Source organism: Nocardia araoensis NBRC 100135 (genome assembly GCF_000308435.1).
In the GTDB taxonomy this organism is placed as follows: domain Bacteria; phylum Actinomycetota; class Actinomycetes; order Mycobacteriales; family Mycobacteriaceae; genus Nocardia; species Nocardia araoensis.
Genome location: NZ_BAFR01000122.1, coordinates 31,580 through 45,777, shown reverse-complemented (window position 1 = coordinate 45,777; position 14,198 = coordinate 31,580). Strand labels below are relative to the sequence as shown.

Sequence of the window (14,198 nt, the reverse complement as noted above, 5' to 3'; positions counted from 1 at the left end):
CCCCGAGAAAGTGTCCAGTCGGACACCACCAGGTACATTCTTGCCATGCATCGCGTGGTGGCCTTGGTGCGGCCGGTGCAGTCGACGTTCGAGCTGGGCTGTGCCGCAGAGGTATTCGGCACCCAGCGGGCCGGGGTGCCGCACTACTACGAGTTCGAGGTGTGCACGGAGACGCCGGGCCCGGTACCGACCGCGGCCGGGTACACGCTCGAGGTGTCGCAGGGTCTTTCGGCGCTCGCTGCCGCGGACACCGTCCTCATCCCGGGCTGGACGCCGGTCGAGGCGCCGCTCTCGCCCCGCGTGCGCCGCGCGCTGCTGCGGGCACACGCCCGTGGCGCGCGACTCGTCACGATCTGCTCCGGGGTGTTCGCGCTCGCCCGCACTGGCCTGCTGGACGGGCGCTCGGCGACGACGCACTGGGCACGCGCCGCACAGCTGGCGCAGGAATTCCCCCGCGTACGCGTGGAGCCGGACGTGCTCTACGTGGACCACGGCGATGTCGCCACGAGCGCCGGAGCGGGCGCGGGCATCGACCTGTGCCTGCATCTCGTCCGGAAGGATCACGGGGCGGCGCACGCCGCGCTCGTGGCGCGGCACATGGTGATGCCGCCGCACCGCGAGGGCGGCCAAGCCCAATACGCGCCGCCCACGCCGCCCACGGACGCGCTCGACGGTCTGCTCGAGTGGGCCGGCGCGCGCCTCGGGACAGCGCTGTCGGTGGGAGACATGGCCGCGCACCTCAACGTCTCGCCGCGCACGCTGGCCCGGCGTTTCGCCGATCAGCTCGGCACGAGCCCGGGAGCGTGGCTGCTGTCGCGCCGGGTGGCCGAGGCACGCACGCTGCTGGAGGAGACGGACCTGCCGGTGGAGGCGATCGCGGCACGCGTCGGCCTGACCTCGGCGGTCAACCTGCGCCGCCGCTTCCGCACCCAGGTGGGCACGACCCCGGGCGCCTATCGGCGCGCGTTCCGGGGTTCGTGACACGGAAATCGACCAGGAACGTCACCGAGGCGTTCGCTCGTCCGCGGGCAGTCGGCAGCCCACGGTCGCGGTGATCGTCATCGACCGGGCATCGGCGAACACCGACAGCTCGGTGTTGCTGTCCCACTCGGCCCCGTCCGGCCCTTCGAACGTGACGTGCCGGTCCGGCGACGACGCGCTACCGGGCAGCATGTCGGTCGCACCCACGGACGCGGCCAGCACGCGGGCCGTCTCCTGGAATCCGGGCCATGCCCCGTCCGGCAGCGAATCCTCGGCGCGATAGCGCGGCAGGACTACACGCCTGCCGCCGGTGTGCGCATACGGCCCGTAGCAAGGCCCTTCCGCGCGGTCCTCGCTCCGGGTCCACCGCAGCGCCGGTTGGATCGCCGAGGCGGCGTCCGCGATTTCCGCGACGACCGACGACATCTGCCGCTCCGCCACCTCCGAAGCCGGCAGATCGGCCAATTCCGCTGTGGCTGTGGCGATCTCTTCGGCGGACGGCGGCGGGGCGGGATCACCGAGCAGGGTCGCGCATCCGCCCGTCGAAGCCGCGACCGCGAGCGCGGCGGACCAGCGCAGTGCGGCGGCCGGCCATCGCCATTCGGTCATCGTCGTCTCCCACCCTTCCCCGCGGTCCCACGAATCGCGGGCCTGCTTCCCGCACAATCCTATTCCCGGCCGGTGGCCAGGAGAGCTCCATCGCGGCGACGAACACGACCGGCATCATGCCGCGCAGACCGACCGAATTATTGACGCAATGAAACAATCTTTGTATGTTTGTATCATGAGCGAAGGTTCCGACGGCGTCGACGAACGGATCCTGGACGCCGCGCTGGAACGCATCCTGCAGGTCGGCATCCGCCGGGCCGGCCTGGAGGACATCGCCCGCATGGCCGGGCTCAGCCGGATCACCATCCATCGCCGGTTCGCGGGTAAGGACAACCTGATCGAAGCGGTACTCGCCAGGGAGACGCGCCGCATGCTCGCGGAGGTGACCGCGATCGCCGCCACCGCGACCGGTGTGGACGCCCAGATCGAGAACACGATGCTGTACGTCCTCTTGCAGACCCGCATCCATCGGCTGGTCACCCAACTGCTGCGGGTCGCGCCCGACGAAGCGTTGCGCTTCTCCACCGTGCAGGGCGAACGCCTGGTGTCCATCGGCATCGACTACATCGTCGGCATGCTCACCCACGCCCGGTCCGCGGGCCTCATCGACTCCTACGACCCGCGCCCGGTGGCCGAACTCGTCGCCCGCCTGGCCCATTCGCTGATGCTCACCCCGGGCGGCGGCAGCTTCGACTTCACCGACGACGATCGCGCCCGCGCCTTCGTCCGCACCACCATCGTGCCCTTGATGAAACACGGCATCACCCGCCCCGACGAGGAGCCCAACCATGACCACGTCCGCGACCATCCCGGCCCGGCACCCCGACCGGCCACGTAAGGCACCCGGCCTGGGCCCGTTCGCCGCGCTGCTGCGCATCGGGAAACCATCCCCGCAGCGCTGGCAACTGCTCGGTGCATCGTTGCTCGTCGGCGACGAGCCGATGGACCGCCTCGTCGAGTGGATGTACGACGAAGGCATGACCGCCACGCGGCCGTTGTTCGAGCAGGCACTTCGGTCGGGCATCGACAGTATCCCCGGCGCGCCCGCGCCGCTGCGCGAGTTCTTCACCCTCGTCGAGGACACCCCGGCCTGGGTCGACCCGAAACTGTTGCGCGACGGCGAGCGGGTATTCCGTTCCGGCGGCAACGACGGACTGTATTTCGCGCGTGACGTCTCCTTCATCGGCGGTTATCTGGCCTCCGGCTTCAACAAGACCCTGCTGCGCACCGGCGCCCTGGAGAAGGGCCCCGCTCGCCGGTTCGCCGAGACCCTGCAATGGGCGATGGACGTCTCCACCGAGAACGGCATGGACCGTTACGGGGTCGGCTACCGCTCCACCCTGCACGTGCGGCTCATCCATTCCCTGGTCCGCAGGCACGTCGCCGCGATGCCCGACTGGCGCACCGAGGAATGGGGCCTGCCGATCAACCAGACCGACATGGCCGCCACCCTCGTCGGCGCCCTGCTCGCACCCGTCGTCGGCGGCATGGCGCTCGGCGTCATCCTCTCCCCACGGGAACTGGCCGCGGCCGCCCACCTCACCCGCTACGTGGGCTGGCTGATCGGCGTCGAAGACCAATGGCTGCCCACCGGCTTCCGCGACGGCATCGCCATCCTCGACCACTGCCTGACCGCCATCACCAATCCCGACGAGACCAGTCGTCAGCTCGCCCTGCCCATGGCCGACGATCCACTGCACTGGTCCTACCCCAACCTGCCGACGCTGCGCGGCCGGCTCGCCCGCGCCCAGCACCTGTCGGTCAGCAGCGCCTTCCTCGGCCCCAAGGCGATGCGAATTCTCGGCCTGCCCGCCTACGTCCCGCCCTGGTACCCCGCCCTGCGCATTCCCGTCAATCTCGTGCGCACCGCCTACACCCACCTGGCCCCCGGCGGCCTCGACCGGGCCGCCATCCACGGACGCAAGCAGCAAGAAGCCTTCCTGCGACGCCTCATCGGCGAAACCAGCGCCACCATCGGGCATTCCGCACCGCAACTGGATCGCATCGCCTGACCGCGGACCCCGGCAGCACGAGTCCGCGGGCATTGCACCTTCCACGCGACCGGAGCCTTCCAGGCCTCGATCCCGGCCCGGCTCGTCCGCTCGCCGGCCGAGGTGACCCGCGGGATCCGCCGTATGATTCCGCTTTGTCAACCCTCCTGATGCCGACGCCGCACGCAGCGGTGCGAGAGCTCACACCGCACAACCGGTCCACCGGATCGCTGACCTGGAGGGACAACTCGCGACAGGCGGCGAAACGGTGAACCACACGCGGCAGCCGACGCCGGTCATTCGGACATCCGACGCGCACGAGTATGCGCTGTTGTCGACAATGTCGCCGCTCGATCTATCTACACTGACAGCGCTGACAACCACCGGGTCGACGCCTTTGTCCGAAACCGCACTTCGACGGAGAAGCTTATGTCCGGCCGCCGGAAACCCAAGCGCAACAACAGCATAGGTCGTCCGGACACCGTACCGGCGATCCGGTATCCGGCCCGATCCGTCATCGACATCCTGCTGCCCGCCATGATCAAGCGCCGCAGCGCCGCGCCGACCGCCGACCCGGGCCTCGTCCACATCTGGGGTTTCACCGGCACCGGCGAGGACGACGGCGCGAGCGCCGCGGGCTTCGCGGAATTCTCACCCGACGACGCCCCCACCGTCGCCGGATCCCCGATCCTGGACATCGCCGGACGGATGATGGCGGGCATGAACGGCCGCCTGTGGGGATTCGGGCTGGCCCACCAGGCCGCCGCCGACACCATCGTGCACGGGATCGACGACCAGCCCGACCTGATCACCCCGTCGCCCGACGGGCCCGCGGAACCCTCCACCACCGAGGATGTCTGGGCCGCCAGCATCTTCGACGCCCGCGGAAGAGAGATCACCCAGCTGCGCTACGTGCATCTGCCGGAACTCGAACCGATCACCTTCGACAGCGACACCCTCGATCGGCGCAGCACCGTGCACGACTGGATCGACCGCGTCCAGACCGGAGTCATCTCGGCGCATGTCTGGGCCGCGGCCCTCGCCCTGGACGCGCAGCGCAACCGAGCCGTCCTCGCGCAACTGGAACAGCGGCTGCTGAGCTGACCGCGACTCCCGCCGGTCCGGCCCGCCGGTACGGAATATGGCGGCTGCGGTGGCGTGCTCCGAGGGATTGTCAGGCGTGCGAGTGAGCGCCGAACCAACGGGCGAGCGATTCCTCGAGCCCGTCCAGGTCGCCGCCGTCGGCAGCCCACGCGACACAGCCGTCGGGACGAACCAGAAGGGCCGAAAGCTCGCGCGGCTGAGCGGATTTCGCGGTGACGACGCGCACCCGCCCCGACCATCCGGCCGCGCGGCATCGCAGGTCGGCGGAATCGGTGAGGTCGAGCAGCACTCCCTACACCGAGTCGTCACTACCGGAATCAACCGACGCTCACAGCGCCCGCCGCGAATTCACCCGCTCGGGCAGACTGCCCTCTCACGACTGGGGATGAGAGACGGCGAAGGTTCGAGCCGGTCATGCGAGGATCGTGGGCATGGGCTCCCGGTTCGACCCGTTACAGGCGGATCCCTGGGGGCGAGCGCGATACGGTCTGCTCGCACTGCCCGCCAAGCTACCGGGGTCGGATTCGACCACGACGGCGTCATCGGCAATCCTCGATGCCCGCAAGCAGATCGAGAGTCTGGTCGCCCCGCCGCAGGCCTCCGCCACGTTGCGGGAAGTCGTCGAGTTCACGCGGAACGCCTTCGATCTCATGGTCGACCAACTCGGCAACGGACACACCGAGGCTATTCCGGATCTGATCGTCCTTCTCGATGAGGCCGACCTGTACGACGTCGCGAACGAGTCCATCGTCACCACGCGTTACAACGAGAAGTCAGGAAAGCTGGCTCGGCTCGCCACCGACCTGAAAGCCCAAGCCACAGGAATCTCCGGGAAGGTGGACGACGTGGCGAAGGGCAATGTCGAGTTGATCGGCACGATCGCCGACGAGGCGGCACGTCTCGCGACGGTGCTGCAAGCTGCCGCAGTAGCCGTCTCAGCGCGCTCGAAGAAATTGTCGCCGACCGAGGAGAGGGCGCTGCTGACCGAAGTCGTCGCGACACTCGTACGGGTCGAGACGAAGTTCGCCGCGGTGGCCGGGCACAATACCGACCGGGCCGGGACCATGGGCCCGCTGACGCTCGAACAGCTGGAGCGGATATTCCCCGGCACGTCACGGGAGAAACCGCGGGAATACCTGCCCTATCTCAACCAGGCGATGCGCGACTACGGGATAGACACGCCGAAGCGGGAAGCCGCGTTCCTCGCCCAGATCGGCGAGGAAACCGACGATCTGAAAACCCTCGAGGAATACGGCCCCGACGAATATTTCAACCGCAACTACGGGCCCGAGTCCAGCGTCGGCCGGAGTCTGGGCAACACGAAGCACGGCGACGGCGCCCGCTTCCACGGTCGCGGCGCGTTGCAGCTGACCGGCCGCGACAACTACCAGAAGGCGGGCGAAGCCCTCGGTGTCGATCTCGTCGGTGATCGCGAGCTGGCCGCCGATCCGAAATACGCCTTCGCTACCGCCGGGTGGTTCTGGGACGCAAAGGAATTGAACCGCCGAGCCGACGAATCCGACTTCGACGCGATCACCACATCGATCAACGGAGGTTCCACCGGCGCTGCGGACCGCAACGAGAACTACCACCGCGCCCGCAAGGTACTCCACGTGAAATGAACGCGAGAATCGCCATCCCGGGCAGCTCCTGGTGGTCCCCGCCGCCTACGATCCGGTCATGGCGCAGATCAGCAGTGAGCGGCGGGACAAGGTCGCGGTCATCACCGTGCACGATCCGGATCGGCGGAACGCGTTGACACCGGCGCTGTCCGAACAACTGGCCGCCGCGGTGGCCGAGGCCGAGCGCGACCCCGGCGTACACGCGGTGGTCGTGACCGGAACCCCGCCCGCGTTCTGCGCCGGAGCGGATCTGAGCGCGCTGGGCGCCGCCCGCGAGGAGGGGCTGCGGGTGATCTACGACGGATTCCTCGCGGTCGCGCGCTGCGCACTGCCGACCATCGCGGCCGTCGGCGGCGCCGCCGTCGGCGCGGGACTCAATCTGGCGCTGGCCGCCGACGTCAGGATCGCCGGTCCCCGTGCGCGGTTCGACGCGCGATTCCTGCGGCTGGGCCTGCATCCCGGCGGCGGGATGACCTGGATGCTGCAACGCGCCGTCGGACCGCAACAGGCCGCGGCGATGACTTTGTTCGGCGAGATCCTCGACGCCGAGGCCGCGCTCGGCGCCGGATTGGCGCACCGGGTGGTCGACGGCGATCACAACACGCTGCTCGCCGCGGCGATCGACTTCGCCGCGGGCGCGGCCGAAGCGCCGCGCGATCTGCTCATCACGACCAAACGCACCATGCGCCACACCGCGAACCTCGACGCACACGCCGATGCCGTCGACGCCGAGATCGTGCCGCAGGTCGCCTCCCTCGAATCCCCGGAATTCGCCGCGCGGCTGGCGGCCAAGCAGGCCGAGATCGGCCGATCGAGATGATCGGTGGCGGTGCGGCGCGGGCTGATCTCATCGGAGTCGGACGGAAGTGGTTTGGCGTCTCCGGCGGCGGGTAGCCGCTCGGAGACCGCATAGGACATCCGTAGCTGTGCGGCCATAGTTCGTGTCCGGACCGCAGGGCACGGCGCTTCTCGTGTGTGCCGGGTGGCTTGCGACCACGGAGAGCGAGAGGAGGTCCCATGCACTACATCGATGACACCAAACACCTGCTCAGCGATCTCGTGGGGCGGGTGATCGAGTCGGCGAGCAGCTACTCGAGCAGTCAAACCGTGACCATCGCCCGGCCCCGCGCCGAGGTCGAGCAGTTCTGGCGCGACGCGGCGAACCTGTCGGAGGTGCTCGGCGATGTCGCCGAGGTCAGATCGACCGCACCGTCGATCTACGAGTGGACGCTGCAGGCAAGCGCGGACGGACGCCCGACCTGGAAAACCACACTGCGCGAGGAGGAAGGGCACTTCCGGTTCATCGGCGCCGCCGACCAGGACAGCACTTCCGGCGAAAGCCTCGAGATCGAACTCTGCTTCCGAGCAGCGCCGCGAAACCTCGGCACCGAAGTGACGATGCGGGCCCGCACCCCGCTGCCCGACCTGCTGACCGGCGCGGGCATGTTCACCGCTCTCTACCGAGCCCGAGCCCTGTTGCAGACCGGCGAAGTGCCCACTCTGGCCCACAATCCGAGCGCTCGCTCTTCCGCTCGGTGAACAGGAGGAGACCATGCACGCGCTCTGCTGGAACGGCGTCAACGATCTCGCCGTGGAAACCGTGCCCGACCCGGTCCTGGTCAATCCGCACGATGTCATCGTCCAGGTCCGCCTGACCACCACCTGCGGGTCCGATCTGCATTTCATCGACGGATACCTGCCGGGAATGCGGGAAGGCGACGTCTTCGGCCACGAATTCATGGGCGAGGTCGTCGAGACCGGAGCCGAAGTCACCTCGATCGCCGTGGGCGATCGAGTCGTGGTCCCGTCCTTCATCGGGTGCGCATCGTGCTGGTATTGCGACCACGAACTGTATTCCCTGTGCGACACCACCAATCCGAACAGCGCCATGCAGCAACCGGTCTTCGGCTATCCGACCGGCGGAATCTACGGCTACACCCATCCCTTCGGCGGTTATCAGGGCTCCCATGCGCAATATATCCGCGTCCCCTTCGGTGACACCAATTGCTTCCGTATACCGGACGGCATCACCGACGAACAGGCACTATTCCTCTCCGATGCCGTTCCGACGGGTTTGATGGGCGCCGAATTCTGTGACATCCACCCCGGCGACACCGTCGCGGTGTGGGGCAGCGGCGCCGTCGGGTTGATGGCCGGGCATACCGCTCGCCTGCTCGACGCCGGCGAGATTTTCGTCATCGACCGATTTCCCGAGCGTCTGCGTATGGCGAAAGAGCAGTTCGGCGCCGAGACGATCGACTACACCGCCGTCGACAGCGTGCACGAGATCCTGCGCGAGAGCACCGGTGGCCGCGGTCCGGACGCCTGCATCGACGCCGTCGGGATGGAAGGACACGGCACCGGAATCCAGCAGCTCTACGACCGCGCCAAACAGCTGCTCCGGCTCGAATCCGATCGCGCGACGCCGCTGCGCGAAGCCATTCTCGCGTGCCGCAAAGGGGGAATCGTCTCAGTGCTCGGCATTTACGGCCTCACCGACAAATTCCCCATGGGAGTCGTGACGAACAAGGGCCTCACCATCCGTACCGCACAGCAATACGGCCAGCGGTTCGTCCCCCGCATGTTCGATTACATCCAACAGGGCGATCTCGACCCCTCCTACCTGATCACCCACGACATGCCGCTCGACGACGCGGTATACGGCTACGACATTTTCAAGCACAAAAAAGAAGGGTGCATCCGTTCCGTTTTCCGGCCCTGATGCGGGCCACCCGGACCCGCGTCAACCCACGTCCCTGACCGAGCGCCGCGCCATTGGCGCAGGTCACGGACCAGATCGGCGTCGCATCGGCTGGGCGGCCGACATTCGCCGGTTGTTCCTCCGACCCGGCCGCTCTGATCGGACACGCATCGCTGGCACGATCGAATCGTCGCAAACGCACCCGCGCCGCGTGCCGTCCTCGATACGCTCCCCAGCAGCCGCCGCCGCCCCGCAGCGGGTCCGGCGCGACTTCGAAACAAACTCTTGACTCGTTCCAGAAAACGGACGAGACTTCCGTGCATGCCAACGGCCTCGGAATTCCAGCAGATGCTGCGAGGAGTTTCGCTGCGTGTGACCCGTCCGCGGGTCGCGGTGCTCAGCGCGGTGCACGACCACCCGCACGCCGACACGGAGTCGATCATTCGCGCTGTTCGATCCGCTCTGCCCGAGGTGTCCCACCAAACGGTCTACGACTCGTTGAACGCACTCACAGCCACCGGCCTGGTGCGGCGCATCCAGCCGTCCGGGTCCGTCGCCCGCTACGAATCGCGGGTCGGCGACAACCACCATCACGTCGTATGCCGAGCATGCGGGGTGATCGCCGATGTCGACTGCGCCATCGGCGAGGCCCCCTGTTTGACCGCGTCCGATGACAGCGGGTTCTCGATCGACGAGGCCGAGGTCATCTACTGGGGCCTGTGCCCCGATTGTGTGGAATCACAGGCTTCCCGATCACATTCGTGATCGCAGCCCACATCACTCATTTCAGGAAGGAATGCTGTGTCATCCGATAGCCGCCCGCCGAATCCTGACACCAAGACGCACAGCGCCAGCGAGAGCGAGAACCCGGCGATCCCGTCCCCCACCGCGAAGACGGACCACCGTCCCCGCAGCAACAAGGACTGGTGGCCGGAGCAGATCGATGTCTCGGTGCTGCACGCCCATACCTCCAAGTCCAACCCGCTCGGCGAGGACTTCAACTACCCCGAAGAATTCGCGAAGCTCGATGTCGACGCCCTCAAGGCCGACGTCGCGGCGATCATGACCAATTCGCAGGACTGGTGGCCCGCCGACTACGGCCACTACGGCGGCCTGTTCATCCGGATGAGCTGGCACGCCGCGGGCACCTACCGCATCTCCGACGGCCGCGGCGGCGGCGGTCAGGGCGCGCAGCGTTTCGCGCCGCTGAACAGCTGGCCGGACAACGCCAACCTGGACAAGGCGCGCAGGCTGTTGTGGCCGGTCAAGCAGAAGTACGGCAACAAGATCTCCTGGGCCGACCTGCTGGTGTTCGCGGGCAACGTGGCCCTCGAGTCGATGGGGTTCAAGACCTTCGGTTTCGGCTTCGGCCGGCCGGACATCTGGGAGCCGGAGGAGGTCTTCTGGGGTCCGGAGGACACCTGGCTCGGCGACGAGCGCTACAGCGGTGACCGCGAGCTGGCCAACCCGCTCGGCGCGGTCCAGATGGGCTTGATCTACGTGAACCCCGAAGGCCCCAACGGTCAGCCGGATCCGGTGGCCGCGGCGCGCGACATCCGCGAGACGTTCGGCCGCATGGCGATGAACGACGAGGAGACCGCCGCGCTGATCGTCGGCGGCCACAGCTTCGGCAAGACCCACGGTGCGGGCGATGCCGGCCTGGTCGGCGCCGAACCGGAAGGCGCTCCCATCGAACAGCAGGGCCTTGGCTGGAAGAGCGCCTACGGCACCGGTAAGGGCAAGGACGCCATTACCAGCGGCTTGGAGGTCGTCTGGACGGCCACCCCGACCAAGTGGGGCAACGGCTTCCTGCAGAACCTGTACGGCTACGAGTGGGAGCTGACCAAGAGCCCCGCCGGGGCCTGGCAGTGGAAGCCCAAGGACGGCGCGGGCGAAGGCGCCATCCCGGATCCGTTCGGTGGTCCCGCGCGTACGCCGACCATGCTGACCACGGACCTGTCGCTGCGCGAGGACCCGATCTACCGGGAGATCACCCGTCGCTGGCTGGATCACCCCGAGGAGCTGGCCGAGGCGTTCGCCAAGGCGTGGTACAAGCTCCTGCACCGCGACATGGGACCGATCAGCCGCTACCTCGGCCCGTGGGTTCCCGAGCCGCAGCTGTGGCAGGATCCCGTTCCCGCTGTCGATCACGAGCTGATCGACGAGCAGGACATCGCGGACCTGAAGAGCAAGGTGCTCGAGTCCGGTCTGTCGGTCGCGCAGCTGGTCAAGACCGCGTGGGCGTCGGCGGCCAGCTACCGCAGCACCGACAAGCGCGGTGGCGCCAACGGCGCCCGGATCCGCCTCGAGCCGCAGAAGAACTGGGAAGTCAACGAGCCGGACGAGCTGGCGAAGGTGCTGCCGGTACTCGAGCAGATCCAGCAGAACTTCAACGGTTCGGCCGCGGGCGGCAAGAAGGTCTCGCTCGCCGACCTGATCATCCTGGCCGGGTCCGCGGCGATCGAGAAGGCCGCCAAGGACGCGGGCCACGACGTCACGGTGCCGTTCGCGCCCGGACGGACGGACGCCACCCAGGAGAACACCGATGTCGAGTCGTTCGCGGTGCTCGAACCGCGGGCCGACGGGTTCCGCAACTACGTGCGGGCCGGCGAGAAGGCCCCGCTGGAGCGCCTGCTGCTCGACCGGGCGTACATGCTGGACGTGACGGCTCCGGAGCTGACGGTGCTCATCGGCGGCCTGCGCGCTCTGGGCGCCAACTACGGCGGCACCGACCACGGTGTGTTCACCGACCGGCCGGGCGTGCTGACGAACGACTTCTTCGTCAACCTGCTCGACCAGAACACCGAGTGGAAGGCGTCGGAGTCGGCGGAGAACGTCTACGAAGGCTTCGACCGCTCCTCCGGCGCGGCCAAGTGGACGGCGACGGCCAACGACCTCATCTTCGGGTCGCACTCCGTGTTGCGGGCGGTGGCCGAGGTCTACGCCCAGGACGATGCCAAGGGCAAGTTCGTCGACGACTTCGTCGCGGCGTGGGTCAAGGTGGCCAACAACGATCGGTTCGATCTCGCCTGATCGATCCTCGACGAGTTCCGGGCCGGTCCTTCGGGGCCGGCCCGGATCGTCTCCTCACCCGACATCCACAGCGAATTCGGTTCCGCTCACTGGTGATTCGCGGGCCGGGATCGATGGCGCGGCCTCGTTGTCGGGGCGGCGCCCGGTGGTCATGTAGAGGGTGCGGCGGCCCACCTCGACCGCGTGGTCGCCGAAGCGTTCGTAGTAGCGGCCCAGCAGGGTGACGTCCACCGCGGCGGCGGTGCCGTTGTCCCACCCTTCGGCGAGGACCGCCGCCAGCAGGTCACGGTGCAGATCGTCCATGGTGTCGTCGCGAGCATCGAGATCGGCGGCGTCGCCCGGGTCGGCGGTGGTCAGCACACCGACCGCGGCATCGGCGAGGTCGACGGCCGCCGCGCCCATGTGAATCATCAGATTTCGCACCCGTTCGGGGACCGCGGCGGCCGGATGCCTGCGTCGCGCGGTGTCGGCGATGTGCTCGGTCAGCGCGCTCATCCGGGTCAGGTCGTCGACCAACTGCAGCGCCGTCACCACCTGCCGCAGTTCTCCCGCGACGGGGGCTTCGAGCGCGAGAAGGGTGACCGCGGCGTGCTCGGCGTCCTCGCGCATCGCGACGGTTTCGACGCAGTAATCGATGATGCGCTCGGCCAGCTCCAGATCCGCGCCCAGCAGGGCGTCGGTGGCCATCGCGATGGCCTCCCGATTGCGCACGCACATCGCTCGTAAGTGGTCGGCGAGCTGCTCGAGGTGATCGTGGAAGCGGGTGCGCACCATTCCATCATCGCGCGCATCCCCGCAGTGCGCCGCGGGTCGGGCACGAATCGCTCGATGTGGCCCTCAGCCCTGCCGCTCCGCTGTCGTTCCACCTTTCGTGTGGCGAGCACCAGCGGGATCTGCAACGGAAGGCGCGCCAGGGCGACCGCTGATCGACTATCGGAATCCGAGTTGACATCATGGTTCGCCTGAGAAGGCTGTTCGTCGGCTGCGCCGCGGCCGGGGCTGGAAGGGGCCGGTGTGGATCTGCCATCAGCGGGACCGTTGACTGCGCGGACCGGCACTGCCGGGACGTGGTGGTCGTGTTGCGCCGCCGGCATGTCGATGCCGTGGCGCACCTGGCAACCGCGACGTCGCGACACGGAGTTGCTCGGGACGCTCGCCGACGCGGGACTGCCCCCGGCGCGCGCCAGGGTCCGGCTGACCTCGCTCGTCCATGGTGTACGCCCCGCTCCGGCCTACGGAGTGATCGAAGGAGTGTTGCGGCCGCCCGCGGTAGCGACCGCGATGACCAGTTTTCTGGTCGAACACCCGCAGGCCCGTTTCGTCGTCGATCCGGCGATGTGCGCCGACGTACACTCCCGGGTCGTGCCGCAGCTGCGCCGCCCGTATCGCGATCTCGTCGCTCCACGCAAACCGCTTGTCGGCCTTGCCGATTCGCTCGCGTTGTCCGCGTTCCCGGTCGATGCGCTCGACTTCGCGATCGCGACGCACATCCACTGGGACCACGTGGCCGGACTGCTCGACCTACCGGCAGACCTCGCGCTGCGGGTGACCACGGCCGAGTTGAACTGGGCGACGAACCCCGAGACGGCCCCTATGGCAGTCGCCGAGTCGCTCGGCTCGCGCCCGATGCCGTCTTTCGACCTCGACGGTCCTCCTGTTCTCACCTTCTCGCGCAGCCACGACCTTTTCGGCGACGGTTCGGTCCTGGCGGTCGATCTCTCCGGCCACACCCCGGGCAGCATCGGGCTCGTTCTCGCGATACAGGACGGTGGCACCGTGCTGTTGGCGGGCGACGCCGTCTGGCGCCGCGAGCAGATCCGGCTGCTGCGCGAGAAGCCCCCGCTGCCAGGACTTCTCGTCGACCACGATCGCTCCGCCGCCTTCGCCGCGATCCACCGCCTGCACCGTCTGCCCGCGGGTATCGAAGTCATCCCAGCCCACGACCACACCGCGGCGAAAAGATGGGCGCATCGATGACCACGGAGCAGCTTGGAGGCGGCGCGCTGCTGCGCGGCGGCGCTCGAACAGCGGGCGAGAAGCTCGCCGCGGCCGGCGGTGGCGCACTGATGGGTCTGGAGCTGGACAAACGTCGCGTCGAGACGGGCCGGGGATAGCCGAGCCCGCCAGGCGGACGTGGAGGACGGGGCTAAGGTCCCC

15 protein-coding genes are annotated in these 14,198 nt (G+C 68.3%); 12 read left to right on the top strand and 3 right to left on the bottom strand.

Translation table 11 applies throughout. The features are described 5' to 3' along the window. The coding region (locus ON21_RS15860) for a GlxA family transcriptional regulator (RefSeq protein WP_306307702.1) at positions 1-981 on the top strand (981 nt) is incomplete at its 5' end. A 21-nt stretch (positions 982-1,002) separates the two neighbouring features. On the opposite strand, the gene ON21_RS35870 is transcribed toward ON21_RS15860, so the two are convergent. After that, the gene (locus tag ON21_RS35870; protein WP_051020850.1) at positions 1,003-1,590 is read right to left on the bottom strand and encodes an LppA family lipoprotein; all 588 of its coding nucleotides are present in this window, start codon (positions 1,588-1,590) and stop codon (positions 1,003-1,005) included. Positions 1,591-1,765: 175 nt separating this feature from the next. Between ON21_RS35870 and ON21_RS15850 the strand changes: the two genes are divergently transcribed. From ON21_RS15850 to ON21_RS15840, 3 genes are all read left to right on the top strand, one after another. Next, the gene (locus ON21_RS15850) at positions 1,766-2,428 is read left to right on the top strand and encodes a TetR/AcrR family transcriptional regulator (protein ID WP_051020849.1); all 663 of its coding nucleotides are present in this window, start codon (positions 1,766-1,768) and stop codon (positions 2,426-2,428) included. Then, a complete protein-coding gene (locus tag ON21_RS15845) occupies positions 2,379-3,602 on the top strand; it encodes an oxygenase MpaB family protein (protein WP_039798736.1) in 1,224 nt (407 codons plus the stop codon). Before ON21_RS15850 ends, ON21_RS15845 begins: the two co-directional genes overlap by 50 nt. Before the next feature lie 408 nt (positions 3,603-4,010). Continuing rightward, a complete protein-coding gene (locus ON21_RS15840) occupies positions 4,011-4,685 on the top strand; it encodes a hypothetical protein (RefSeq protein WP_039798735.1) in 675 nt (224 codons plus the stop codon). 70 nt (positions 4,686-4,755) lie between these two features. On the opposite strand, the gene ON21_RS15835 is transcribed toward ON21_RS15840, so the two are convergent. Then, the gene (locus tag ON21_RS15835; protein WP_039798734.1) at positions 4,756-4,974 is read right to left on the bottom strand and encodes an aromatic-ring hydroxylase C-terminal domain-containing protein; all 219 of its coding nucleotides are present in this window, start codon (positions 4,972-4,974) and stop codon (positions 4,756-4,758) included. 142 nt (positions 4,975-5,116) lie between these two features. On the opposite strand from ON21_RS15835, the gene ON21_RS37155 reads away from it, so the two are divergent. From ON21_RS37155 to katG, 6 genes are all read left to right on the top strand, one after another. Beyond that, on the top strand, positions 5,117-6,307 hold the full coding sequence (locus tag ON21_RS37155; protein ID WP_051020848.1) for a glycoside hydrolase family 19 protein: 1,191 nt from the start codon (positions 5,117-5,119) through the stop codon (positions 6,305-6,307). A gap of 58 nt (positions 6,308-6,365) precedes the next feature. Next, on the top strand, positions 6,366-7,127 hold the full coding sequence (locus ON21_RS15825) for an enoyl-CoA hydratase (protein WP_039798751.1): 762 nt from the start codon (positions 6,366-6,368) through the stop codon (positions 7,125-7,127). Between the two features lie 197 nt (positions 7,128-7,324). Then, positions 7,325-7,846, top strand: coding sequence for an SRPBCC family protein (locus ON21_RS15820; RefSeq protein WP_039798733.1), 522 nt, complete (start codon positions 7,325-7,327; stop codon positions 7,844-7,846). A 13-nt stretch (positions 7,847-7,859) separates the two neighbouring features. Beyond that, positions 7,860-9,029: a zinc-dependent alcohol dehydrogenase gene (locus ON21_RS15815; RefSeq protein WP_039798732.1), complete on the top strand. Its 1,170-nt coding sequence runs from the start codon at positions 7,860-7,862 to the stop codon at positions 9,027-9,029. Positions 9,030-9,329: 300 nt separating this feature from the next. Beyond that, entirely contained in the window at positions 9,330-9,773 is a 444-nt protein-coding gene (locus tag ON21_RS15810; protein WP_039798731.1) for a Fur family transcriptional regulator, read from the top strand. A 36-nt stretch (positions 9,774-9,809) separates the two neighbouring features. Next, entirely contained in the window at positions 9,810-12,041 is a 2,232-nt protein-coding gene (katG, locus tag ON21_RS15805) for a catalase/peroxidase HPI (RefSeq protein ID WP_039798730.1), read from the top strand. Between the two features lie 54 nt (positions 12,042-12,095). Here the strand turns inward: katG and phoU are convergent, their stop codons facing one another. Then, positions 12,096-12,815, bottom strand: a complete 720-nt coding sequence (phoU, locus tag ON21_RS15800) for a phosphate signaling complex protein PhoU (protein ID WP_306307701.1) — start codon at positions 12,813-12,815, stop codon at positions 12,096-12,098. 318 nt (positions 12,816-13,133) lie between these two features. Between phoU and ON21_RS15795 the strand changes: the two genes are divergently transcribed. After that, entirely contained in the window at positions 13,134-14,018 is an 885-nt protein-coding gene (locus tag ON21_RS15795) for an MBL fold metallo-hydrolase (protein WP_051020847.1), read from the top strand. Further along, complete coding sequence (locus ON21_RS38430) at positions 14,015-14,155, top strand: hypothetical protein (RefSeq protein ID WP_157170847.1); 141 nt, start codon at positions 14,015-14,017, stop codon at positions 14,153-14,155. The genes ON21_RS15795 and ON21_RS38430 overlap by 4 nt, the downstream gene beginning before the upstream one ends. The last annotated feature ends 43 nt before the right edge of the window (positions 14,156-14,198 follow it).

Coding starts and splice junctions, on each gene's coding strand:
- ON21_RS35870 (WP_051020850.1), bottom strand. CDS start 1,590: ATGACCGAATGGCGATGGCCGGCCGCCGCACTGCGCTGGTCCGCCGCG.
- ON21_RS15850 (WP_051020849.1), top strand. CDS start 1,766: ATGAGCGAAGGTTCCGACGGCGTCGACGAACGGATCCTGGACGCCGCG.
- ON21_RS15845 (WP_039798736.1), top strand. CDS start 2,379: ATGACCACGTCCGCGACCATCCCGGCCCGGCACCCCGACCGGCCACGT.
- ON21_RS15840 (WP_039798735.1), top strand. CDS start 4,011: ATGTCCGGCCGCCGGAAACCCAAGCGCAACAACAGCATAGGTCGTCCG.
- ON21_RS37155 (WP_051020848.1), top strand. CDS start 5,117: ATGGGCTCCCGGTTCGACCCGTTACAGGCGGATCCCTGGGGGCGAGCG.
- ON21_RS15825 (WP_039798751.1), top strand. CDS start 6,366: ATGGCGCAGATCAGCAGTGAGCGGCGGGACAAGGTCGCGGTCATCACC.
- ON21_RS15820 (WP_039798733.1), top strand. CDS start 7,325: ATGCACTACATCGATGACACCAAACACCTGCTCAGCGATCTCGTGGGG.
- ON21_RS15815 (WP_039798732.1), top strand. CDS start 7,860: ATGCACGCGCTCTGCTGGAACGGCGTCAACGATCTCGCCGTGGAAACC.
- ON21_RS15810 (WP_039798731.1), top strand. CDS start 9,330: ATGCCAACGGCCTCGGAATTCCAGCAGATGCTGCGAGGAGTTTCGCTG.
- phoU (WP_306307701.1), bottom strand. CDS start 12,815: ATGGTGCGCACCCGCTTCCACGATCACCTCGAGCAGCTCGCCGACCAC.
- ON21_RS15795 (WP_051020847.1), top strand. CDS start 13,134: ATGTCGATGCCGTGGCGCACCTGGCAACCGCGACGTCGCGACACGGAG.
- ON21_RS38430 (WP_157170847.1), top strand. CDS start 14,015: ATGACCACGGAGCAGCTTGGAGGCGGCGCGCTGCTGCGCGGCGGCGCT.